Origin of the sequence: Leptolyngbya sp. NIES-2104 (assembly GCF_001485215.1) — a bacterium.
GTDB lineage: Bacteria > Cyanobacteriota > Cyanobacteriia > Leptolyngbyales > Leptolyngbyaceae > Leptolyngbya.
Window position 1 is genome coordinate 3,943,760 of record NZ_BBWW01000001.1, and the last position, 20,354, is coordinate 3,964,113.

Annotated in this window: 22 protein-coding genes; 7 read left to right on the forward strand and 15 right to left on the reverse strand. The window is 47.3% G+C overall.

Translation table 11 applies throughout. From position 1 onward, the window contains the following. Positions 1 to 10 precede the first annotated feature (10 nt). The 5 genes from NIES2104_RS18710 to NIES2104_RS18730 all read left to right on the forward strand — a co-directional run bounded on the left by NIES2104_RS18710 (position 11) and on the right by NIES2104_RS18730 (position 3,271). Positions 11 to 397 carry a P-II family nitrogen regulator gene (locus NIES2104_RS18710; RefSeq protein ID WP_058999785.1) on the forward strand — a complete coding sequence of 129 codons (387 nt, stop codon included), beginning with the start codon at positions 11 to 13 and terminating at the stop codon, positions 395 to 397. After that, positions 397 to 720 (forward strand): YnfA family protein, encoded by a 324-nt coding sequence (locus NIES2104_RS18715; protein ID WP_058999786.1) that lies wholly within the window; start codon positions 397 to 399, stop codon positions 718 to 720. The genes NIES2104_RS18710 and NIES2104_RS18715 overlap by 1 nt, the downstream gene beginning before the upstream one ends. Positions 721 to 1,057: 337 nt before the next feature. Further along, positions 1,058 to 1,576 carry a hypothetical protein gene (locus NIES2104_RS18720; protein ID WP_156426993.1) on the forward strand — a complete coding sequence of 173 codons (519 nt, stop codon included), beginning with the start codon at positions 1,058 to 1,060 and terminating at the stop codon, positions 1,574 to 1,576. A gap of 108 nt (positions 1,577 to 1,684) precedes the next feature. Then, entirely contained in the window at positions 1,685 to 2,035 is a 351-nt protein-coding gene (locus tag NIES2104_RS18725; RefSeq protein ID WP_058999788.1) for a recombinase family protein, read from the forward strand. Positions 2,036 to 2,131: 96 nt separating this feature from the next. Continuing rightward, positions 2,132 to 3,271 carry a CBS domain-containing protein gene (locus NIES2104_RS18730; RefSeq protein ID WP_058999789.1) on the forward strand — a complete coding sequence of 380 codons (1,140 nt, stop codon included), beginning with the start codon at positions 2,132 to 2,134 and terminating at the stop codon, positions 3,269 to 3,271. Positions 3,272 to 3,321: 50 nt separating this feature from the next. Here the strand turns inward: NIES2104_RS18730 and NIES2104_RS18735 are convergent, their stop codons facing one another. From NIES2104_RS18735 to NIES2104_RS18750, 4 genes are all read right to left on the reverse strand, one after another. Beyond that, complete coding sequence (locus NIES2104_RS18735) at positions 3,322 to 4,488, reverse strand: ABC transporter permease (RefSeq protein WP_058999790.1); 1,167 nt, start codon at positions 4,486 to 4,488, stop codon at positions 3,322 to 3,324. A gap of 23 nt (positions 4,489 to 4,511) precedes the next feature. Continuing rightward, positions 4,512 to 5,654: an AI-2E family transporter gene (locus NIES2104_RS18740; RefSeq protein ID WP_058999791.1), complete on the reverse strand. Its 1,143-nt coding sequence runs from the start codon at positions 5,652 to 5,654 to the stop codon at positions 4,512 to 4,514. Positions 5,655 to 5,741: 87 nt separating this feature from the next. Continuing rightward, a complete protein-coding gene (locus tag NIES2104_RS18745; protein ID WP_058999792.1) occupies positions 5,742 to 6,587 on the reverse strand; it encodes an Npun_R2479 family HD domain-containing metalloprotein in 846 nt (281 codons plus the stop codon). A gap of 83 nt (positions 6,588 to 6,670) precedes the next feature. Continuing rightward, complete coding sequence (locus NIES2104_RS18750) at positions 6,671 to 7,003, reverse strand: hypothetical protein (protein WP_058999793.1); 333 nt, start codon at positions 7,001 to 7,003, stop codon at positions 6,671 to 6,673. A gap of 179 nt (positions 7,004 to 7,182) precedes the next feature. On the opposite strand from NIES2104_RS18750, the gene NIES2104_RS18755 reads away from it, so the two are divergent. After that, positions 7,183 to 7,587, forward strand: a complete 405-nt coding sequence (locus NIES2104_RS18755) for a hypothetical protein (protein ID WP_058999794.1) — start codon at positions 7,183 to 7,185, stop codon at positions 7,585 to 7,587. Positions 7,588 to 7,931: 344 nt separating this feature from the next. Then, the gene (locus NIES2104_RS18760) at positions 7,932 to 9,317 is read left to right on the forward strand and encodes an ATP-dependent DNA helicase RecQ (protein WP_156426994.1); all 1,386 of its coding nucleotides are present in this window, start codon (positions 7,932 to 7,934) and stop codon (positions 9,315 to 9,317) included. Here the strand turns inward: NIES2104_RS18760 and NIES2104_RS18765 are convergent. From NIES2104_RS18765 to NIES2104_RS18815, 11 genes are all read right to left on the reverse strand, one after another. After that, on the reverse strand, positions 9,287 to 11,176 hold the full coding sequence (locus tag NIES2104_RS18765; protein ID WP_058999796.1) for a PAS domain-containing protein: 1,890 nt from the start codon (positions 11,174 to 11,176) through the stop codon (positions 9,287 to 9,289). The two genes, NIES2104_RS18760 and NIES2104_RS18765, sit on opposite strands and share 31 nt — an antisense overlap. 141 nt (positions 11,177 to 11,317) lie before the next feature. Next, positions 11,318 to 12,361 (reverse strand): glycosyltransferase family 4 protein, encoded by a 1,044-nt coding sequence (locus NIES2104_RS18770; protein WP_058999797.1) that lies wholly within the window; start codon positions 12,359 to 12,361, stop codon positions 11,318 to 11,320. A gap of 75 nt (positions 12,362 to 12,436) precedes the next feature. Continuing rightward, positions 12,437 to 13,381 carry an SDR family oxidoreductase gene (locus NIES2104_RS18775; RefSeq protein ID WP_058999798.1) on the reverse strand — a complete coding sequence of 315 codons (945 nt, stop codon included), beginning with the start codon at positions 13,379 to 13,381 and terminating at the stop codon, positions 12,437 to 12,439. Next, complete coding sequence (locus NIES2104_RS18780) at positions 13,378 to 14,133, reverse strand: glycosyltransferase family 2 protein (RefSeq protein WP_058999799.1); 756 nt, start codon at positions 14,131 to 14,133, stop codon at positions 13,378 to 13,380. Before NIES2104_RS18780 ends, NIES2104_RS18775 begins: the two co-directional genes overlap by 4 nt. Next, positions 14,130 to 14,711 carry a WcaF family extracellular polysaccharide biosynthesis acetyltransferase gene (locus NIES2104_RS18785; protein ID WP_263970989.1) on the reverse strand — a complete coding sequence of 194 codons (582 nt, stop codon included), beginning with the start codon at positions 14,709 to 14,711 and terminating at the stop codon, positions 14,130 to 14,132. Before NIES2104_RS18785 ends, NIES2104_RS18780 begins: the two co-directional genes overlap by 4 nt. A 9-nt stretch (positions 14,712 to 14,720) precedes the next feature. After that, positions 14,721 to 15,629, reverse strand: coding sequence for a hypothetical protein (locus NIES2104_RS18790; RefSeq protein ID WP_058999800.1), 909 nt, complete (start codon positions 15,627 to 15,629; stop codon positions 14,721 to 14,723). Between the two features lie 145 nt (positions 15,630 to 15,774). After that, complete coding sequence (locus NIES2104_RS18795) at positions 15,775 to 16,332, reverse strand: YdcF family protein (RefSeq protein WP_058999801.1); 558 nt, start codon at positions 16,330 to 16,332, stop codon at positions 15,775 to 15,777. 87 nt (positions 16,333 to 16,419) lie between these two features. Further along, on the reverse strand, positions 16,420 to 17,325 hold the full coding sequence (locus tag NIES2104_RS18800) for a beta-1,6-N-acetylglucosaminyltransferase (RefSeq protein ID WP_058999802.1): 906 nt from the start codon (positions 17,323 to 17,325) through the stop codon (positions 16,420 to 16,422). Continuing rightward, positions 17,322 to 18,473 carry a glycosyltransferase gene (locus tag NIES2104_RS18805; RefSeq protein ID WP_059001887.1) on the reverse strand — a complete coding sequence of 384 codons (1,152 nt, stop codon included), beginning with the start codon at positions 18,471 to 18,473 and terminating at the stop codon, positions 17,322 to 17,324. Before NIES2104_RS18805 ends, NIES2104_RS18800 begins: the two co-directional genes overlap by 4 nt. Positions 18,474 to 18,485: 12 nt before the next feature. Then, positions 18,486 to 19,616 carry a glycosyltransferase family 4 protein gene (locus NIES2104_RS18810; RefSeq protein WP_059001889.1) on the reverse strand — a complete coding sequence of 377 codons (1,131 nt, stop codon included), beginning with the start codon at positions 19,614 to 19,616 and terminating at the stop codon, positions 18,486 to 18,488. Positions 19,617 to 19,631: 15 nt separating this feature from the next. After that, positions 19,632 to 20,342, reverse strand: coding sequence for a class I SAM-dependent methyltransferase (locus NIES2104_RS18815; RefSeq protein WP_058999803.1), 711 nt, complete (start codon positions 20,340 to 20,342; stop codon positions 19,632 to 19,634). Between the last annotated feature and the right edge of the window lie 12 nt (positions 20,343 to 20,354).

Here is a 20,354-nt window from a genome sequence, read left to right on the forward strand (position 1 = left end):
GAGGCGACTTATGAATTTAATTCTTGCTGTGATTCAACCTGGAAAGCTCGATGCCGTGAAAGAGGCACTGGTAAAGTTGGGAGTTCAGGGTATGACGGTGACAGGTGCGAAAGGTTTTGGACGGCAGAAAGGGCGACCTTTGGCATTTCTTGGATTGCTGGATATGGAAGGTAAGCCGTTCACCATTGATTTTATTCCTAAAGTCAGGCTCGAAATTGTCGTGAATGATGACATCACCGATCTGGTGGTAGATGCGATCGTCAATACTGCCAGAACTGGCACGATCGGCGATGGTAAATTGTTTGTGATTCCGGTGAGTCGCGCTGTTCGGATTCGTACAGGCGAAGAGAACGAAGTTGCTCTGACCGTGGAAGAACCCACAGTCGTGAAAAAATAATGCTTCAATCTCTTCTGCTCTTTGTGTTAGCGGGTCTGTGTGAAATTGGTGGCGGCTATCTCTTCTGGCTGTGGTTGCGTGAAGGGAAAAGTGTCTGGCTTGCCGTTGTAGGGGTGATGATTCTGGCGGTTTATGGTGTGGTGCCGACATTGCAGCCTGCGAATTTTGGACGCGCTTATGCGGCGTACGGCGGCGTTTTTATTGTGCTGTCGATTTTATGGGGTTGGGGAGTCGATCGCGTTCAACCAGATAAATTCGACTGGCTCGGTGGCTGGATTGCGCTGCTCGGTGTGTTGGTGATCATGTACGCGCCTCGGCATTAAATTTGTTCTTTATACCGAATCCATCTGTTAATGCTACAGATTCTCGCCCCCTAAATCCCCCATTCTGGGGGACTTTGAAACCTGAAACCGTTCTAACTTCCAAGGAGATTTCATGCTCAAAGTCTCTCACTCGTGGGGGATTTAGGGAGCTACGAAGATCTGTGGCACCTAAAGATCAATTTGGTATTACTTGGGTGTCGATCGTAGATTTGAAATCTGCGATCGATTTTCGTGTCAAAGTTTAATCACATCAGCACAACCGCCCCTAGATTTTTTCCAACAAATCGATAAACTGTAGTTAATGCTACAGAAAAATTCGGTTTTATAGGAAAAAGACATGGTTAGGGAAGTATTGACTCAGCGCCGTCAAGTAATTGGAATGTTCTTAACCCGTGAAGAGGCAGGACAATCACTCGATCGACTAGTTTTAGCTGGATTTCCGATCGCGCAAACTTTCCTGATTGGTCGCGACTCTAACCAATCTACTGTGCTGACCGAATTCTCTGCTTCTGACTTTGGAGCGATCACAGGGACAGCGACCGGATTGAAGAAAGGCTTTGTGCTGGGAAATCTGATTGGCGGAACCTCTGGATTGCTGCTCGGTGCTAGTTTGTTAGCGCTGCCAGGAGTTGGAGCAGTGTTGATGTCTTCTGCGATCGCGTTTACCTTACTAAGCGGTGGTATCGGTACGGCGGCAGGCGGTATTATTGGCGCAATGATTGGTTTAGGACTAACCACTGAGCAAGCCAAACAATACAGTCAGTATGTTGCAAAAGGCTATATTCTGCTAATGATTGAAGGGACGACACACGAGATCGATCGTGCTCAACAACTCTTGAAGAAATCAATTGTTTGAAACACTGAACTTGAGAGAGAATGACAGCATCTCTCAAAACTGTTATTTCAATAAAGCAAGTAATTTTAATCTCTTACCTCTGATCTCTCTAGGTTGATCACATAGACGATGGTTGCCGAATACGATCGAGAACGCGAAATTTGGGAACGGCTAGAGCAAGGACGCAGAACAAAAGCGGCACAGGGTGGCTATGTCGGTTACGGATCGCCCGCGTTTGGACAGCGATCGCTCAATGGTGAATTGGTTGAAAATCCCGATGAGCAACAGATTATTGAACTCATCCGCCGACATCATAAATCGGGCAAATCTCTGCAACAAGTCGCGGATTGGCTGAATCAAAACGGCTACCTGACAAAGCGCGGTCAACAATGGCAGCGAATTTCAGTCAAGCGCGTTTTGGATCGCCTGTACGGACGGACACCGAGAATTTCTGGAATTGAACACTCAGACGAATCTTAAAAATTTCCAGAGATTGGAAAATCCGTGACGCATGGCGCAGAAACTAGAGCAATAAATTGCATACCTTAAAAGACTGCTCCACTGCGTCAGAGTTTTATGGTTACCTCCTTCGATCGTTCCATTGGCACACCGCCGATCGCTGAGGCTGTCGATCGCTATCCGCTGATCGTTTCACCCGATGCCCGACTGAGCGAAGTTGCTGCATTGATGTACAAAACGGCTCATCCATTCCAGCCTGATCCGCTGTGTGGAGCGCGATCGAGTTGTGTTTTAGTCATGCAAGACGAGCAGCTATCCGGCATTTTTACCGAGCGGGATTTAGTGCAACTGACCGCACTAGGGATTTCAATGGAATCGACTCGGATTGCGGATGTGATGCACTATCCCGTGTTGAGTATGACCGAAGCTTCGTTGCACAATGTTTTTGCAGCATTGTTTCTCTTTCGGCGGCATCGGATTCGGCATTTAGCGATCGTGAATGATCAGAGTCGCTTAGTCGGTGTGATCTCGCTTGATAGTATTCGTCACATTCTTCGACCCACGAACTTACTGAAAATTCGTCGAGTTGCAGAAGTGATGTCGCGCAATGTGATCACGGCAATGCCTAATACTTCAGTCTTGCAACTCACGGAACTGATGGCAACGCATCAAATTAGCTGCATTGTGATTGTGGAGTCGTTTAGCGATGAAGATGAAATGCAGCATCCGATCGGAATTGTGACTGAGCGCGATATTGTTCAGTTCCAGGCATCGGGATTAGACATTGAACACACGCAAGCAAGTAAAGTGATGAGTACGCCGCTGTTTGTTCTGAGTCCTGAAGATTCGCTTTGGACTGCTCACCAACAGATGGAACAGCGACAAGTTCGACGGCTGGTAGTGTCTTGGAACTGGGGCAAAGATTTGGGAATTATTACTCAAACGAGTTTGTTACGAGTGTTTGATCCGATCGAGATGCACGATGTGATCGAAACTTTGCAGCGGACGATTCAACAACTCGGACTTGATCCAAACAAAATTTTGGAAAGCGCGATCGATCATGATGCTCATTTGCCTGCTCCGAGTTGTTCGCTCCATCAGACCGAAATTCCGAATCTCAATGAGTTTTTGAAGGGAATTGAATCCCAGGTTGAGCATTTGATCAAAACTCCTGAACTCACTGCGGAATCTCGATTTTCTGTATTGTTGAACATGCTTTCAGAGATTCGACAAACTCAGGGCGCATTGCAGCATTAAAAAGCACGATCGAGCATACGATCGTGCTCTCCAAAAAATTCAAAAAACCGTTATCGCTGCAAACTCCGAGGATCGAGCGCGTCGCGCAACCCATCCCCAAGCAAGTTAAACGCCAATACAGTCAGCACAATCAAAATCGCTGGGGGCCAAACTAACCAAGGTTGCAGCACCAAAATCGACGCATTCGTCGCCAGTGACAGCATATTCCCCCAAGACGGATCAGGCTGTTGAATTCCCAACCCAATCAAACTCAACACCGATTCCGCGATGATGAAACTCGGAACCTGAAGCGTTGCCGAAATAATCACATAAGTCGCAGTTTGCGGTAGAACGTGCCGAACAATAATGTAGAGCGGCTTTCCACCCATCGCCCGTGAAGCCTGCACAAATTCGCGCTCTTTAATCGAAAGCACCTGCCCCCGAATCACTCGCGCCAATCCTGCCCAACTAATAAACGAGGTAATGAAAATAATCAGTAAAAATCGTTGAGCGCTCGTCAATCCAGGCGGCAACACCGCAGCCAACGCGACCAACAGATAAATACTTGGAATCGTCATTAATACTTCGACAATCCGCATCAAAACCGCGTCAACCCATCCGCCGATATAGCCTGAAATTCCGCCGATCAACATCCCGATCGGGAACGATAGCGCAATTCCCACCAGTCCAATGCTGAGACTAATTCGACCACCGTAAACTAAACGGCTAAATAAATCCCGCGCTTGCTCATCGGTTCCAAGCAGATTAAATTTTGCTTCGCCTGTTGTCCCGAATAAATGTAGATTGCCAGGAAACCCCGGAAAGAGTTCAATCTCTTCAAAGCGGGGATCGCTGAGAGAAAACCTTGTCGGCAGCGGGAATCGGAGTTGAAGAAAGCGATAGGGTTCGCCTTGAACAAATAAACGCAACCCAGAAGGTTTAGATCGATCGACGCGCAATTCTCGATTGCCTGTATTCACATCCACCGGACCCTGAGTGGTGGGATACACATGCGGACCAATAAAGCGACCACTCTGATCCGCCCAATAAATCTGCGTTGGGGGCAAAAGTGCGCCGTCCGTTTGCGGTTTACATGCCCCACTTGTAATTGAAACCGTATCACACGGGCTATAAGGTGCGACAAATTCGGCTGCAATCACCGCTAGGTAAAACAACACCAGCAAGAACGCTCCAAACTTGGCTAACGGATTTCGTTTGAGTTTCAGCCACCAGTCCATAGGTCAACAGAAGATAAAAAGGTTTAATGCGAGTCAGTCACAATCACGGTTACTTTCGGTTCTTCGGGATCAACCGATAGCATGGGTTCTAAGATACTATTCTCCACAGTTTCCGAGAAGATTGATCCCGTTTGTGGAGGCAGATCAGGATTGAGCATAATTTCTACGATCGTTTTCACCACACTAGTGAGCGGAATCGCCAAAATTACACCTAATAATCCCGCTACTCTAGCACCCACCAGCAGCGATGTGAGAATAATCACGGGGCTAAATCCGGTCAGTTCTCCCAAAATCCGGGGCGCGATCGCATTATCTTTCACTTGCTGAATCGCGACTGAGATGCCTAAGACCTCGATCGCTAACCACCAATCAATAAACGCCACCAACACACAAACCGTTACAATTCCCAGCGTTGCTCCGATAAATGGAATCACTTCCATCACGCCAATAAACACGGCAAACACGAGGAAGAATGGAACTTTGAGCCACCAAAACGCGATCGACAACAGAATCGCCATGAAGAGTCCGAGCAACAATTGACCCGATGCAAACCGCTGAAGACTATCACGAGTCGAATTGGTCAGCGCGTCTCGAATCGGTTTGGAAAAAATCCCGGTCAATCCGTTCCAGATCTTTTCCCCGTCCAGCACGAGATAAAACGAAATCACCAGAATCAGGATGAAATCGAGCACCCAGTTAAACGTGCCCAGCACAAGACCGATTCCGGTAGACGCGATCGATTTCGTTTGGTCTTGCAACTGAACAGATAACTGCTGCTGAAGAAATGACAAATCAACGCCTAAATGCCGATCCTGGCTCCAAGCTTGAAACTCAGAAATCTGTTCTTGTCCTGACGTGATCAGATTCGGGAGATTAGTGGCGAGTTGTTGCGCTTGTTGAAAAATCGGCGGCGCGATCGTGACTCCAACAACTCCTAAAATCAGACCCGCAAAGAGATAAACGATCGCAGCCGAAACCGCTCTCGGTAGAATTTGACTGAGCCGCGCCACTGGATAATTCAGCAGGAACGCGATCAGACTTGCCGTAACGATTACGCTGATCAGTTCACCGAAATAAGTCAGTGCATTGAGTGTCAGCCACCCAGAAACTAGGATCAGCAACCAGGTGATCAGAAATTGTTGAATCGGGGAGAAAAAACGATCCATGACAGCAAAAAGCACGATCGAGTACTTTTCAATTCTGCCGTTTGATTCGACAATTGCGCTCTTTGCGATCGTGCTTTTCGTCCAGAATCAGGCTAAATACTCGTCTGAAGGCTCGTGTTCAACGACGAAAACATTCGAGTAAAGATTAGCAACGATTTGTTTTCCCTGCTGAGTCAGCGACAAGTAATAAAGCGCGTGCTTGATATACGGATAGACTCCCTGCCAATAAAATTTCGGGTAATTCTTCCGCAGATCCCCAGGATGGCGATACCCTAACGCCTTATTCACGCCCGTTTCCTCGAATTCGTAATACAGAGCGCTGATCTTTTTCAAATAGCGGGGATCGCTCAACTGCCCGATCAAATCTGAAGCCCGAATCAAACCTGGATAATTCTGCGTGTCCTGGTGATCTTCAGCCGCTGGAACCGGAAAGCGCGTCAGTTCGATATTTTGTTTGACCTTCTCGGCATCGATCAGTTTGTGTCCGCCGAAGCGCTCATCGATAAATAGTTTTGCTCGATCGACATGATACGGAGTCATCGCGGCATCAGATGATCCGGGTTGAACCGACACCATCGCACCATCGCGCCCTGTTGCGTACAAATGATGGGTATCAGCGCGGCACACTCCCCGCACATAGCCGATATCGTGACAGACCAGAGAAATAATGAAGTGCAACCAGTCCTCACACGAGACTCCGCCATCGCGAATATGCCGTCCGCGTAAAATTTCCTGACCCACCAGCGTGACTAAAATCGAATGCTCAACGTTGTGATAGAGCGCGTCACTGTTGGCGATGTTCTCCATTGCCATCGACCCCACCCAGCCGATGATATCTTCATAATCCGACTTCCAGCCGCCGTACGTCCGACGATAGCCTTCCTTTAGTTTGTGAACAAAATCATCGATCAAGAGTTCTGTGGCGTTAAACATTTTTGGGGCGGTTTCACTAGAGAGAACATCCCTAGTTTTCCCGCCCCAACTTCATAAATTGAATGCCGCGCTTGATTCAAGCTTTACTTTTTCAAGACTTCGACGACACAGCCTTCGACTATTTCTTTGAATCCTGCGGGTGGCTCTTTTCCTTCACCCAAGGTGGTTCCAATTCGCACGAATTCCTCAAACGTGTAGGTTTTTTGAATCTCGCGGATGTTGCAGGAACAGATTTCGCGCATGATTGCGGTCGGGACTCTGCTGGGATCACCTTGCGAAACGCAGGTATCAGTAAAGATTTGTACTGCTTCAGCGGGGTAGGGAGTCGTGTTTTGTGCGATCGCTTTCGGAGCGGCGACGAATGCGAAACTACTAGCTAGCGTGAGAAAGCCGATCGACACGGAAAGAACGCGCATAAGCAATGAACCGGGTAAGGTACTTACGCCATCGTAGCTTTTGGCACTTTGAAAGTCATCTGATCCTATCAAACCTTCATCGAACGTTGGGTCATCCGGATCGAAATTGGTTCGGTTAGAAATTATCTGCCTGCGTGGGATGTGACAAGATGGGGATGGTGTTTACCAGATCTTGTCGGATGTCTTTGACTGAGTTTGATTCTACGCTGCAACGGTTGGGGCAAGTCCGTTTTGCCTTGTTGCGACTGCATAAAGCGCTGCTCGATGGGGAGCGGATACGGTACGAGCAGCAACATGGACGGATTCGATCGAATACTGAGTTTTTCCAGTTGGTGCTGGAGAATGAATGGTTTGCATGGTTGCGTCCGATTTCGCAGTTTATTGTGCAAATCGATGAGGCGTTGAGTGCGAAAGAGCCGATTACGATGGATCAAGCGATCGATTTACTAAAGCAAACCCGCCAGCTCATGCACCCGTCTCAGACTGGATCGACGCTAGAGCAAAACTATTATCAAGCGATTCAGCGCGACGCAGATATTGCCTTTATTCATGCAGAACTGACAAGTATGCTATCTGCAAGTTGATTCTACTTTCGTCTAGGCGATTTCTGGCACTGATGCGGCTAAAATCACGATCGCAGAGCTGCGATTGTTCTATGAGAATGCAGTTTCGATTTAAGAGGGTGTTTGAGAAGTATAAAAAGTTTCTTCGCTTCGATTGCATCCCGCCCTGAAATGAATTTCGGGCTAATAGTAGAAAGTCTACTGAAGTAGACTAAGAGACTGTTTCAAGTTCTTAGTCCATTTCTAATGGACTTGCGCCGATTAGCCCGAAATTCATTTCAGGGCGGGAGTTTGCAACGAACGATAACTTCTCAAACATTCTCTAAGTGCCGTGGATCATCAAGTTATAACTGGACAGTAAATCAATGTCGCTGTTGCACGATCGCTTAAAGCAAATTTGGGGTTATTCTGAATTTCGTTTTCCCCAAGCTGAGATTGTTCAAACGATTCTCGACAGGCGGGATGCGCTGATTGTTCTGCCCACGGGTGGCGGTAAATCTTTGTGTTTCCAACTTCCAGCCGTCATGCAGTCAGGATTAACGATCGTGGTTTCTCCGTTAGTTGCACTCATGGAAAATCAAGTTCAAGAACTGCGCGAAAAACGAATTCCAGCAGCGATGATTCATAGTGAACTTCCAGTATCAGAGCGACGACAGATCTTAGGCGCGATCGCGAACTATCGGTTACTGTATCTCTCGCCTGAAACATTGCTCAGTTCAGCAGTTTGGCAGCGATTGTTAAATCCTCAGCTTAAGATTAACGCGCTGATCGTGGATGAAGCACATTGTCTAACGCAGTGGGGTGAAACGTTTCGCCCGGTTTACTACCGCTTGGGTGCCGTTCGATCGGCATTATCAAACAATCGAAATCGAGTTGCGATCGCGGCTTTTACTGCAACTGCAAACCCATTGACACAAGAAACGATCCAGCGCATTCTCCAGCTAGAGTCACCCAAATGCTTTCAAATTAGTCCGTATCGCTCTAATCTGACATTGAACGTTCAATCGGTTATGACACCGAGACAGCGTAAACAGAAACTATTGGAGGTCATTCGATCTCAATCTGGTTCAGGTTTGATCTATGTGCGATCGCGTCGAGACGGGGAAGAGCTTGCTGTGTGGCTCAATCAACAAGGCTACCGAACAGCGGCGTATCATGCCGGATTGAAATCGATTGATCGTCGAGCGATCGAGCAAGCTTGGATTAGAGATCAACTCCAGTTCGTCGTGGCGACTTGTGCATTTGGAATGGGCGTAAACAAATCTGAAACTCGCTGGGTTGTTCACTATCATGCGCCGTTCTTGATGAGCGAATATGTGCAGGAAATTGGACGAGCGGGAAGAGATGGAAAAGCTGCGATCGCAGTTCTCTTAAAAAGCAGTTGGCTTGATCCAGAAGACCAACAGCGCTGGAATTTCTTTGAAACTCAGGAACGCAATCAAACGACCAAAGCACGGAAACTCATTCAGAAGTTACCAGAGCGCGGCAACATTGATGCCGTTTCACGAGAGTTCAAAGGAGCCGCGATCGCGCTTTCTCTCCTGCATAGTTCTAAGCAATTAATCTGGACTGATCCGTTCCACTATGAAATTCAATCGAGACAGAAGCTATCTGCATCACTCAACTCGACCCAATCGATGAGAACTTACCTCAAGACTAAAGACTGTCGGTGGAAGTTTGTTCTCGAATCGTTTGGGTTTGAGGAAATTTCTCACTGCGGTCACTGTGATGTCTGCTTCAGAGGAATTTGAATCATAAACTCTGCACCTTCATTGACGATCGAGCGACAGGTCAATGAGCCTTGATGCCGTTGGGTGATGATTTTGTAGCTGATGGCTAATCCCATTCCAGTGCCTGTACCAATTGGCTTCGTGGTGAAAAAGGGATCAAAGATTTTTTGTAGCGTTTTCTGATTGATGCCCATGCCGTTATCGCTAATCGTAATTCTGACAGCGCTTTGATCGAGCATTTCAGTGGTAATCAAAATCAACGGAGTGGATCGTCCCAGCTTTTCAACGGCTTCATCGATCGAGTCGATCGCATTACTCAAGAGATTCATAAGCACCTGATTGAGTTGCCCAACATAGCATTCAACTAGCGGTAAACGGCTGTAGTTTTTTACAAGCTCGATCGCGCCGCGTCGATTGTTTGCTTTCGTGCGATGTGTCAAAATCATCAGTGTGCTATCAATCCCATCATGAATATCAGCGGGTTTGACTTCAGCTTCGTCTAACCGCGAGAAGTTTCGCAGCGATAGTACAATTTCTCGAATGCGATCGGCTCCGGTTTGCAGCGATTGAAGCAGTTTTGGTAGATCGGTTTCCAGAAAATCGAACTCAATGTCTTCTAGCGTTTCAAGGATGGCATCAGGCGGATCAGGATAGTGTGACTGATAACATTGAATCAGCCTCAGCAAATCATTTACATAGATTTGAGCGGGATGAAGATTACCAGAGATAAAACTAACCGGATTGTTAATTTCATGAGCGACTCCTGCGACTAACTGACCCAAAGCAGACATCTTCTCGCTCTGAATCAGTTGTACTTGAGCTTGCTGTAATTGCTCTAAAGTAGCTTCTAGCTCAGCGGTTCGATGCACTCGATCGGTCACATCTTGCTGCACTCCAACAAAGTTCGTAATCTTGCCGCCTGCATCAAAAATTGGCGCAACAGTTAATTCAACCCAGACCTGAGTTGCATCTTTGCGATAGTTTCTCAGAATAATCGTGCAGCGCTCACCCGATTGCAGCGCCGATCGCAGTTGATCTAGACTCGGTTGATCGCGATCGCTGCCTTGCAAAAAGCGGAAATTTCGCCCGATGACTTCTGAAGCCGAATACCCTGTTTGCTGCTCGAATGCAGGATTGACATAGACGGCTGGACAATCCGACTGTTGAGCATCAGCAATCACGATGCCAACTGGACACGCCGCGATCGCTTGGCGAGTTTGTTCGAGTTGGGCGATGGTGTGCTCTAGTGCTGCGGTACGATCGGCGACGCGCTGTTCGAGTTGGGCATTGGCGCGTGCAAGCTCAGATTCTAGCTGTTTGCGACTCGTAATATCGCGAACGCTCCACCGTAACCCCGTCCATTGCTTGTGTTCATCATAAATAGCTGAAACCGCGATCGACACAGGAAAACTGTCTCGACTGTGCGGCTGGAATTCAAGTTCCCAATCGTAGATTTCAGCATTCGCCTGAAATTGATTTAACTGAGTGCGAAACGTCGATCGAGAAGAAAGCGCGATGTAGACGCTGAGCGGTTTATCGACGAGCTGTTCAGCCTGAACGTTGAGAAATCGGCAAGCAGTCTGATTTGTGCGTTCAATTTTACCCAGTCGATCAGTGATGAAATAGGCATCAGGAGCAAAGTTGAACCAGTCTTGATACTGGCGACGTTCGGTGAGAATTTCTTGCTCAGCATTGATCAGTGCGAGATCACACATCTGGACTTGTTCGATCGCAACCTGAAGTTCTTCGTAAGAGTCGCTGAGTTGTTCGAGCGTTTGAGCCAAAAGCTCTGGTGTTAGCTCAGGGTTAGATTTGAGCAGAGTCTCTAAGCGGCGCTGTGCAGATTGAACGTGTTGTTCTAGCTGGAAAGCAAAATTCATGGCAAAACATCAGTCAACTTTTGCCTAGTTTGCCCTTTCGTTTATTCTTTCTAGAGAATAGTGCTATTTTTTTAGGAAATGTGGTCATGAATCCAGTGAATCCCGCCAGGATGGAGCTAGACGGGATCAAATCTCTAAAATTCATCCTGCTCGAAGTCCGGTGATTAAATTCCGCACTGAGGAATAGATTTTAGTCCGCATTTTCACGCCTTGCTGATGGCTCAGATAGCGTTCTCCAAGCGCGATCGCGCACATCACTTCAATCACGCTCAAAATCGCTCCCGTTGCCTCGAAAAAGTGCAGATTCAAAGCAATTCCAACTGTAACCAGAATGTAAGCGGTTGCAACCTGGGCATGACTCCAGCCCGATTGTTGAAGTCGCTGATAAAGGTGCGTCCGATGCGGCTTAAAGATGTTCTCTTTGCGAAGTAAGCGACGGATCAGAGTGTAGATTGCATCTGCAATCAGCGGGAGTGTAATCGCTAACGATGACCAAGCTTGCACAGTGTTGTTAGCTTGATGCAACAGTGCGATCGCAATCACTGCTCCCAACACTGTACTTCCAACATCGCCCATAAAAATTTTTGCAGGCGACCAGTTCCACCACAAAAATCCGAGCAAGGCAACGACTAACAATAAAAGAATCGGCTGATTGATCTCAATTGCTAAATAAGTGAGTTGTACTGCTGAAACACCAGCAACTAAGCCATCTAGCCCGTCCATGAAATTATAGAAATTGATCAGCGCGGTCATCCCGATCATCGTTAGCCCGATCGCGATCGCAATTCCAACAGTGCCAAACTGAGTCAGCCAAGGTTGAGGAAACGCGCCGTAGAGCACGATCGCAATTCCAGCGGCTCCAAGTTGAACCAAATAGCGAATCCGAGCGGGAACATCACCGCGATCGTCGAAGATACCCACAATCACCAGCGGAATCAACGCAGCCCAAATCGAGAGAACATCACGAGAGCCGACAGATTGCCAATCAAGCACCGCAACAGTGATACTGGTCAGTGCAAACGCAATCACAAAACCGAGACCGCCGCCACGGGGAGTAGGTTGAGTATGAGAACTGCGATCGTTGGGAATATCCAACAGAAAGCGGCTAAGGTACTGTCTGATCGAGGCAACCAGCAGAAAACTCAGAAACCCACTCGCCAGTAAAAAACTGAGAGAGATATTCATAGGTGAAAGGAACCGAAATCGATTCTCAGAAGCCGTTCAAGGCAGAACCTCTAGAGCGACCGTTACTTCAACAAGTCATTGAGTGTCTTGGAACCATCTCGCAGTCTGATCCAGACCTTGAGCGAGGGTAAACGGAGGTTGCCAATCGAGTGTTTGGCGAATCTTAGAACTCTCAATCGTCAATGAACCAAATAGTCGATCGAGCGTTGCCGTTTTACCAAAGATCCGGGCGAGTATAGTTAGTAATACGGGCGAAATCTTAACTAACCGGATAGGTTTATTCAGAGAATTTGCTAAATTCTTCACGAGTTCGGCAGTCGAAAGATCCGTGCTGTCACTGATGAGAAACGTCTGACCAGCGGCATTTGGATGAGTGGCGCATTGTGCGATCGCATCGACGAGATTTCCGACGTAAACGAGACTACGCTGATTGTTCACTGATCCCAGCGGCAGCGGAACACCTTTCTGAACGAGTTTCATTAAGCTAAGAAAGTTCGCTCGGACTCCAGCCCCATACACTAATGGCGGACGTAAAATCACAACTTCTAAGCCTGTTTCAGCCGCAATGTCTTTTAGTGCACGTTCCGCTTCCCATTTGCTGATTCCATAGGGGTCATTCGGCTGGGGTTCGCTTAGTTCTGTGTACGGTTCGGATTGTCCATCGCCGTTCACTTTAATCGAACTGAGATAGACAAAGCGCTTTACTCCTGCGGCTTGTGCTGCGATCGCGATCTGCTTAGTCGCTTCGGTGTTGATGGCGCGAAATTCACTCAAAGGATCAGCACTTGTATCTTTCATTTGATGGACTCGTGCAGCTAAGTGAATCACTACATCGATTTCGGATAGGATCGGATGAGTGGAGAGAGCTGCAATTGATGAAACGAAAATCGGTTTCACCGAAGCAGGTAACACAGCATTAGACCGACGAACGACACCATAAACCGTGTGTTCTGATTGTTCTAAAAGCTGACAGAGTGCCAATCCGACAAAGCCAGTTGCACCAGTAATGAGATAGTTCATGCGGGACGTGCGACGAGTTGAAAGACTTTGACAAAATACTTAGAGAGCACCTTTGTCATGTTCGTTTGAATGCCATTTTCAAGACATCCTCGAACAATTTCACGATTCAAGATCCAATTACTGGATAGATTCGCGGTACTTGCTCCTCCAGTTCGCATCTTTACAAGCACTTGGGGAATGTAGTGATAGCTCAATTTGTGAATAGCTAGAAAGCGAATCAATAGTTCGTAATCTGCTGCAATTTTGTAATCGGTTTTGAAATCGCCATAGCGATCGAACGCCCACCGTCTTACAACAAACGTGGGATGAGCAGGCATCCAGCCATAAGCGAACTTTCCTGGATGAAAGCTGGCTGAACTGTAATAGCGCACAATCTTATCTGGATTGTCATTTTTCACATAAACCAAGTCTCCAAACACCGAATCGACCTGATGCTGTTCAAAGTGTTGAACGATCGTTGAAATTACAGTCGAATCAATGTAGATATCATCAGCATTCAGAATCGCAACCACATCTCCTGTAGCGAGTTTAATGCCTTTATTCATGCCGTCATACATACCGCGATCGGGTTCTGAGACATATTGAGCAATTCGCTCACCATACGATCGCACAATTTCCGCCGTATTATCCTTCGAGGCACCATCGATGATGATATGTTCAATGTCTGGATAGTCTTGTGATAGCACTGACTCGATCGTGTCTCGAATCGTTGCGCCTGCATTGTAGGCGACAGTAATAATAGAAACTTTCATGCGTTTAGAACTGTAGAAAAGCTTTCGTCTTTGATTACGCGAGGTTTAATCGCAATAGCAGGATTGCCAGCATAAATCGTCCAGGAATCAAGATTCCGAACGGCGACACTGCCTAAGCTCAAAACGGCTCCTTCTCCGATTTCGACACCAGGCGCGATCGTGGATCTTGCCGCTAACCAACTCTGCGATCGCACCGTAATCGGAGCCACTCGCAAATCGAATGTGGGCGCAGTCCAGTCATGATTTCCAGTGCAAAAATAGACCGATTGAGACACACAAATCTGGTCTTCAAGCACGATCGGGGCGAGGTTATCAATCCAAACATCTTCACCAATCCAGCAATGATCCCCGATCGTTAATCGCCAGGGAAACTTTACCTTTAGACCCGGTTTGATGTTGACCCCTTGCCCGATCGATGCCCCAAACACTCTCAAGATCCAAACTTTGAGACTGGACAGGGGAAGTAGACGACTTTTGACGATCGCATCACCGATGAAAAACCAGAGCAATTGTTTCCAAATCGGTGCACCAGGAGAATAGTCTTTGATGGTGTATTGATTCAGGTGAATGAAGGTCACAGTTCTTTCTCAGAGTGATTGTTTGAATTTGACAGTAGCTTGCCACCAGTCCGATCGCGGATCGATCGCGTTAGGTTTAGAGCGATCGAAGCCAAACCAATCCCACAGCACAACGCCCTCAGCACCGCTATCCCGAACGGTTTCTAGCTGTGTTTTCCAATAGTCTCCTTCGATGTATTGAAGTTTCCGTAAGCGATTGCTGACGTGATATCGAGTCCAGAGAAACGGGTATACAGGCTTTCCGAAGCGTTGTGCTTCCTCTATGTTTGCACTGGCATACTTCACCCATCCGGGAACATCATCATAAAAGGCGTAGAGCGATGGACAAAGAAAATCGATCGCATCCGCGATCGGCTTCAAGGCATCATTTGCCCGTTGCCAATCCCGAAGCACTCCTGCATTTCCCCGAATCGGTCCCCAGTAGTCCCGATGCGGCGGCGATCCATAAAACCCAAGCTGTAATTGGGGGCGTTCACTTCTCATCCAGCGAATCACTTGCAGAATTTTATTCATGCTTTCTTGCACTTTTTCCGTTGAAGCGCGTCGAACATCAAGCTGCCAATGTTCGATATTGACCACAACTTTTGAGTACTTTTCAGCCGCTTCACGAGCGAGCTGCCGACAAGCTGCTTCATCGGGTTTCGAGTAGTCTTGTCCTTTCCAGTAGCCTCTACCCGTAACCAAGATGGGTGTAAGACCGATCTTGGGCTTCTCGCCGTACATGAGTGAATCGTAGACCGCGAATTTTGACGATCGAGTAACCCGCCGTTTCGGATCTGACGCATTCTCTGGCTTCGCCAGCGATGATCCTTGCAGTTTGGGTAGCGATGTCCCTTCGGATGAACAAGAAAGCGCACTAACCACTGAAGCAGAAGTCAGGAGTCGCAGTAAAAAGCGACGTGAGTATCGAGTATTCATAGGCTTCTTAAAGAAACAGCAGTGAAACATCAGATTGAATCGTTGTTCTCTATGTAGATGGCAAATCACTCAGCAAAAAATCCGTGTCATTCTGATCAAAATCGATCGAACAACACGGATTTTCAAGATTGATTCGCTTAGCTGCCTAGCAAGCCGTTCTCCGATTAAAGCTCGCGCCCGTTCGTCCAGTCAGCGTCCAGACCACGGAACGCCCCACATCCCGCGCAATTCGGAGCGGCGATTCCTCCGGATACGTCGAGGGCACATTCACCGGAGTGTAAGCGATGTTTTGAGAGCCAAAAACAACATTCGCGATCGCGGTTGCTCGTGTCATATGACCCGCTGAAGTAAGCACATAAACATGCTCGATTCCTTTGTGCTTAAAATCGGTTGCAACAGTTGTAAAATTTGTCACAGTATCGGTCGCCCGACAATCTAAGTACACACGCGATGAATCAATTCCAGCCGATCGAAAAATATCCGCTGCTTGATTCGTTCCCGTCGAAACCCAAATCTTCAGATTGGGATACTGTTGAGCGAATTGAGCCGCAAACTGTTCTCGCTCAACACCGCCCCCCAAGACCAGAATAATCTCTGAAGGAGAAGCTTCTTGGCGGGCGGAACTCGTCCAACCCGTACCGTAAATTAGTCCGATCGCGCACAGCAAACTGAGGCAAGCCCAGCGTATTCCTGACCGTTTCATCACGTAAATGGGTAGATTGCAAGATGATCTCTACCAATTTACTCTGCCCTGAAGTGGTCTGGGAAAACACAAAAGCAGACAATCCTGCTAAACCGAATCCACACAAGACGCTGAACGTAATTCTCGATCAATGAGATCGAGCAGACGACTCGATTTTTCTGTTGTCACTTTTCTGACAAAGAGTTTATCTGAACCAGCAATTTCATCAAAATCGCGATCGTCGTAAATCTTACTCAACGTTGGATGAATCAAATGTAGATTCGCCATTTTTGCAGATCCACGTCCCAAAAAGGGCTGTAATCCATTGCTGCGATGCAAAAACGGAGAGTTTGCCACGATCGTGTGAAAGAAATGTTCATCGGGTGCAAACGTGTATTTGTAAGCCTGCTGCACTTCTGGATGCTGCTGAAGAAAATCGAGAATGAATGTGGCACAGTTTGGCGTGAGTGCCCACCATTGACTTCCAAAGCACGGCAGAAAAGATTGCTCGATCTTCCGCCGTGTCAATGGCTTGAGCAGCATTTCTAAACCGTATCGTATCGCCTTATCTAGCTTCGAGTAAGAAAATAAAGCATCGCGAAACCAGTAATAGCGAATATGGTGCAGATAACAATCTGGTGATTGCCGCATATCAAAAAACTGAATCAATTCGCGATCGCGATTCGCAACCAAAAATTGATAGATCACTTTAGCAGAACGAATCGGATAATCTACTCCTGACAGCAAAACAAAGTGGCTGTAATCGCTGTTGCGATCAAGTGCCGCCTGCATCAAATTCAGCGTTGCCGAAATCATTGAAAAACCCGCCCAGCTAATTGCAACCCGCTCTGAAATTAAAGTTGCTGATTCCGGCAAATCTAATGCGCGAAACGGTTCAATCGCTGACTTAGCATCAATGTGAATGAAGATATCCGCCTGATAATCGATCGCTCTAGCTAATCGTTGTAACTGGAGCGGGTCGGTATGAGCCAAAATTAAATAAGCAACTTTCATAAAGCAGTCGTGCGATACGCTTTAAGTAATTTGGCGGCGGAGCGTTCCCAGGTATAGTTCTGAAACACAAACTGTTGTGCCTGATATCCCGTGTGTCGAGCGTCGGAATGAACCACGATCGCTTGACTCAAGGCATCTGCGATCGCGGAACTGGTCGCCTGAACAATATAAGCAACTTGAGCGGCTTCGGCAAAATTGCAGGCTTCGGTGACGACGCAAGGAAGCCCCGCAGCCATCCCTTCGAGCACCGACATACTAAAGCCTTCTGAGTAGGAAGGACAGACATAAACACTCGCAGCAGCAAGCGCTGATAGCTTCAGTTTGCCAGACAGCATTCCTGTAAAGGTGACTTGCTCAGTAAGATTCAAATCCGCAAAAAATGTTTGAGCCGTTGGTAGATAGCCGATCAGGTCAGGACCTGCAACCACTAAATGGGTTTGTGGAAACTGCTGATGAATTGCTGCAAATGCAGGCGCAAGCAGATCGAGACCTTTTTTCGGATCTAAGCGTCCGAGAAACAGAATTAGCACTTTGTCGCGGGTTTGTGGAAACTGCTGATAAAACAACTCCACGTCCGGCAGAGATTCAAATTCTCGTCGATGAATCCCATTAGGCACAACGACGGTTTGATTTAGTCCCAAAGATTTAACCTGTCCTGCTTCGATCGGAGTTAGAACATGAATCGCTTTTGCTTGCTTCAAAGTCGGTTGCTCGATCGCAGTGTAGTAGAGTCTTTTTTTCCAAGCTTTCTGCGAGAGCGCCCAAGGCTCTAACATGCCGTGTGGAGTCATGACGAATGGAACACGATGCCAGCGACAGATCCAATTCGTAGCAGACGCGATCGGCATAAACAAACAATGGGTATGCACGATATCATACTCACGTACATGCTGAAACAACCACGTTAACAGCGAAGTACTCCAGATTAAATCCTGTTGATTCCAGCTTGGAAAGTACTGAACTCGATACCCTTCGCGATCGTGCCAAACTTGAAGCGGCACATCTAGTGGCGTGTCAACGTTAGCATTGGTCGTCACCAGATCGACTTCGATGTCGAATTGAGCGAGTGCCTGAGTCAGTTCGACCACTACTTTACCCGGTCCGCCGTAAGTTGTAGCAACATAAGGAGCAACCACAAGAACACGCATCTTTTTCATCTTCTAAACTAGTTGTAGTGCTCGATTCACGGCATTGCTGAGTCCTTGAGCAAAGCGATCGGGTGCGAATTGTTGAATCTGTGCGATCGCAGCTTGCCCCATTTTGTCTAAATCAATGGCTCGATCGCTGACTGTGACCATCAACGCTGCAAGTTCACCTGTATTGTTCGGATCAAATCCAAATCCATTCACTCCTTCAATCACAAGATCTTCAAAGCAACCACAACGATTTGACACAATCACTGGAAGTCCTGCCGCCATCGCTTCATTCACAACTAAGCCCCACTGTTCCTGTAAGCTGGTATGCACAAAGCATTCCGCATATGCGAGATAAGGTAAGAGTTCTGCTTGCTGCAAAAAACCAGGAAGTCGAATCGATTCGGTCAAATTCAAGGTTGCTATCTGCTGTTCTAATTCGCTGCGGAGTTCGCCATCTCCACACAGAACTAACTCCCAAGCAGCTTCTCCAACTTGATTACGATAGGCAGCATAAGCATCAATCAAAACAGGAAGATTCTTTTTGCTAACAAAGCGATTAATCGCGAGAAAGTAGGGTTTTTCGTTTGGACGGGGCAGTTGACGGATACGATCGGGATGAAAATCAGCGTTCCCGACAGTATTGTATCCGGTAAAAATCTGCTCGGATGCTAAACCAAGCTTTTCTAGATAGCGTTGTTGAGGTTTACCTCCGACTAAAGCAGATTGATACTGCCGAATAATTTGACGTTTGATTCCTTCACCAAAGCGCGATCGAGGTGCATCATCTTCTTTTGTAGCAGACATTAAGATCGTAGCTTTTCGATGCCATCGGCTCCAAGCTAAAGCAGCTAACATCGTCGGTTCAGCATATCCCATGATCGCGATAACATCAGGTTGGAGTTGATTGAGCAGTGCAATCAATCTCTGGCTTGCTGTCCAAGCAGGAATTTCTGCTAAGGTACGATCGCTAAATACCGTGTGTAATTCACCAGGAAAAGCATCTAGCTCAGTTCTCCAAGCATAAACATGATCAGTCCGTGTAAGTTCAATTCCAACAAAGTGCCAGTTTTGACGATCGCACTCTTCCTGGAATGCGGCAAGACGTGCCAAGTGATACGGTCCAAAATTCACAAATAAAACAGCTACTTTTAGCATGACAAACATCAAACGTTAGCTTTGTTTTACGCCGACCACACAGACCGCTCCGGACAGCAAAGGCGGATAGAATTGATGCATCACACCGAGCTTGCCAAATCCAAACGTTTGAATCGGATTGATGTTGTATTTTCGATAGATCTTTTTCAGCGATGAAAAGGTGAAATAGTGCAAATGACCGCCATCGAACAGTTCACCAGGTCTAACTTGTAAGCCTTCGTTCGTTCCGGAGGTCGAAGGAAACTGCCCGCTTAGCAGTGTTAATCGATGTCGCCAAGCTGCGATATTCGGAGTGACGGTTACTAACCGACCTTGAGGAGCGAGTAAACGTTCAATTTCCGCCATCGCTGCCCACACATCAACGACATGTTCAATCACGTCTGCCCAAAGAATCACATCAAAGTAGCCATCTGGAAACTCTAAGCCCGCCTCGATATTTCCGGTAATCGCTTGTAGGTTTAAGTTCTGCGATCGCGCCACTTCGGAAAGCTTGTTCGCACGAATCGGAGAAATCTCGACTCCATGAAGTTCAGAAAAGCGATCGCGTAAGTTGTAGAGTACATTCCCATCTCCACATCCAATTTCTAGCAAACGCTGTCCGGTTCCTGCTAATCTCACCAGCGCTTCATTTCGGTGCTGGGGAAATCGATCGGGAAAGTCTGCAAACTGGATCGTGTCGTCAGCGTATACGCGATCGTAAGCGACTGCAAGCACATCTTTGCTCATGCGATGGTTCTC

What these genes read in the sequence shown, in the direction of transcription:
- NIES2104_RS18745 (WP_058999792.1), bottom strand. Translation starts at nt 6,587, where the DNA reads ATGTTTAACGCCACAGAACTCTTGATCGATGATTTTGTTCACAAACTA.
- NIES2104_RS18775 (WP_058999798.1), bottom strand. Translation starts at nt 13,381, where the DNA reads ATGAACTATCTCATTACTGGTGCAACTGGCTTTGTCGGATTGGCACTC.
- NIES2104_RS18780 (WP_058999799.1), bottom strand. Translation starts at nt 14,133, where the DNA reads ATGAAAGTTTCTATTATTACTGTCGCCTACAATGCAGGCGCAACGATT.
- NIES2104_RS18740 (WP_058999791.1), bottom strand. Translation starts at nt 5,654, where the DNA reads ATGGATCGTTTTTTCTCCCCGATTCAACAATTTCTGATCACCTGGTTG.
- NIES2104_RS18755 (WP_058999794.1), top strand. Translation starts at nt 7,183, where the DNA reads ATGTCTTTGACTGAGTTTGATTCTACGCTGCAACGGTTGGGGCAAGTC.
- NIES2104_RS18730 (WP_058999789.1), top strand. Translation starts at nt 2,132, where the DNA reads ATGGTTACCTCCTTCGATCGTTCCATTGGCACACCGCCGATCGCTGAG.
- NIES2104_RS18800 (WP_058999802.1), bottom strand. Translation starts at nt 17,325, where the DNA reads ATGAAAGTTGCTTATTTAATTTTGGCTCATACCGACCCGCTCCAGTTA.
- NIES2104_RS18715 (WP_058999786.1), top strand. Translation starts at nt 397, where the DNA reads ATGCTTCAATCTCTTCTGCTCTTTGTGTTAGCGGGTCTGTGTGAAATT.
- NIES2104_RS18750 (WP_058999793.1), bottom strand. Translation starts at nt 7,003, where the DNA reads ATGCGCGTTCTTTCCGTGTCGATCGGCTTTCTCACGCTAGCTAGTAGT.
- NIES2104_RS18810 (WP_059001889.1), bottom strand. Translation starts at nt 19,616, where the DNA reads ATGCTAAAAGTAGCTGTTTTATTTGTGAATTTTGGACCGTATCACTTG.
- NIES2104_RS18710 (WP_058999785.1), top strand. Translation starts at nt 11, where the DNA reads ATGAATTTAATTCTTGCTGTGATTCAACCTGGAAAGCTCGATGCCGTG.
- NIES2104_RS18735 (WP_058999790.1), bottom strand. Translation starts at nt 4,488, where the DNA reads ATGGACTGGTGGCTGAAACTCAAACGAAATCCGTTAGCCAAGTTTGGA.
- NIES2104_RS18795 (WP_058999801.1), bottom strand. Translation starts at nt 16,332, where the DNA reads ATGAAACGGTCAGGAATACGCTGGGCTTGCCTCAGTTTGCTGTGCGCG.
- NIES2104_RS18770 (WP_058999797.1), bottom strand. Translation starts at nt 12,361, where the DNA reads ATGAATATCTCTCTCAGTTTTTTACTGGCGAGTGGGTTTCTGAGTTTT.
- NIES2104_RS18790 (WP_058999800.1), bottom strand. Translation starts at nt 15,629, where the DNA reads ATGAATACTCGATACTCACGTCGCTTTTTACTGCGACTCCTGACTTCT.
- NIES2104_RS18760 (WP_156426994.1), top strand. Translation starts at nt 7,932, where the DNA reads ATGTCGCTGTTGCACGATCGCTTAAAGCAAATTTGGGGTTATTCTGAA.
- NIES2104_RS18720 (WP_156426993.1), top strand. Translation starts at nt 1,058, where the DNA reads ATGGTTAGGGAAGTATTGACTCAGCGCCGTCAAGTAATTGGAATGTTC.
- NIES2104_RS18725 (WP_058999788.1), top strand. Translation starts at nt 1,685, where the DNA reads ATGGTTGCCGAATACGATCGAGAACGCGAAATTTGGGAACGGCTAGAG.
- NIES2104_RS18805 (WP_059001887.1), bottom strand. Translation starts at nt 18,473, where the DNA reads ATGCGTGTTCTTGTGGTTGCTCCTTATGTTGCTACAACTTACGGCGGA.
- NIES2104_RS18765 (WP_058999796.1), bottom strand. Translation starts at nt 11,176, where the DNA reads ATGAATTTTGCTTTCCAGCTAGAACAACACGTTCAATCTGCACAGCGC.
- NIES2104_RS18815 (WP_058999803.1), bottom strand. Translation starts at nt 20,342, where the DNA reads ATGAGCAAAGATGTGCTTGCAGTCGCTTACGATCGCGTATACGCTGAC.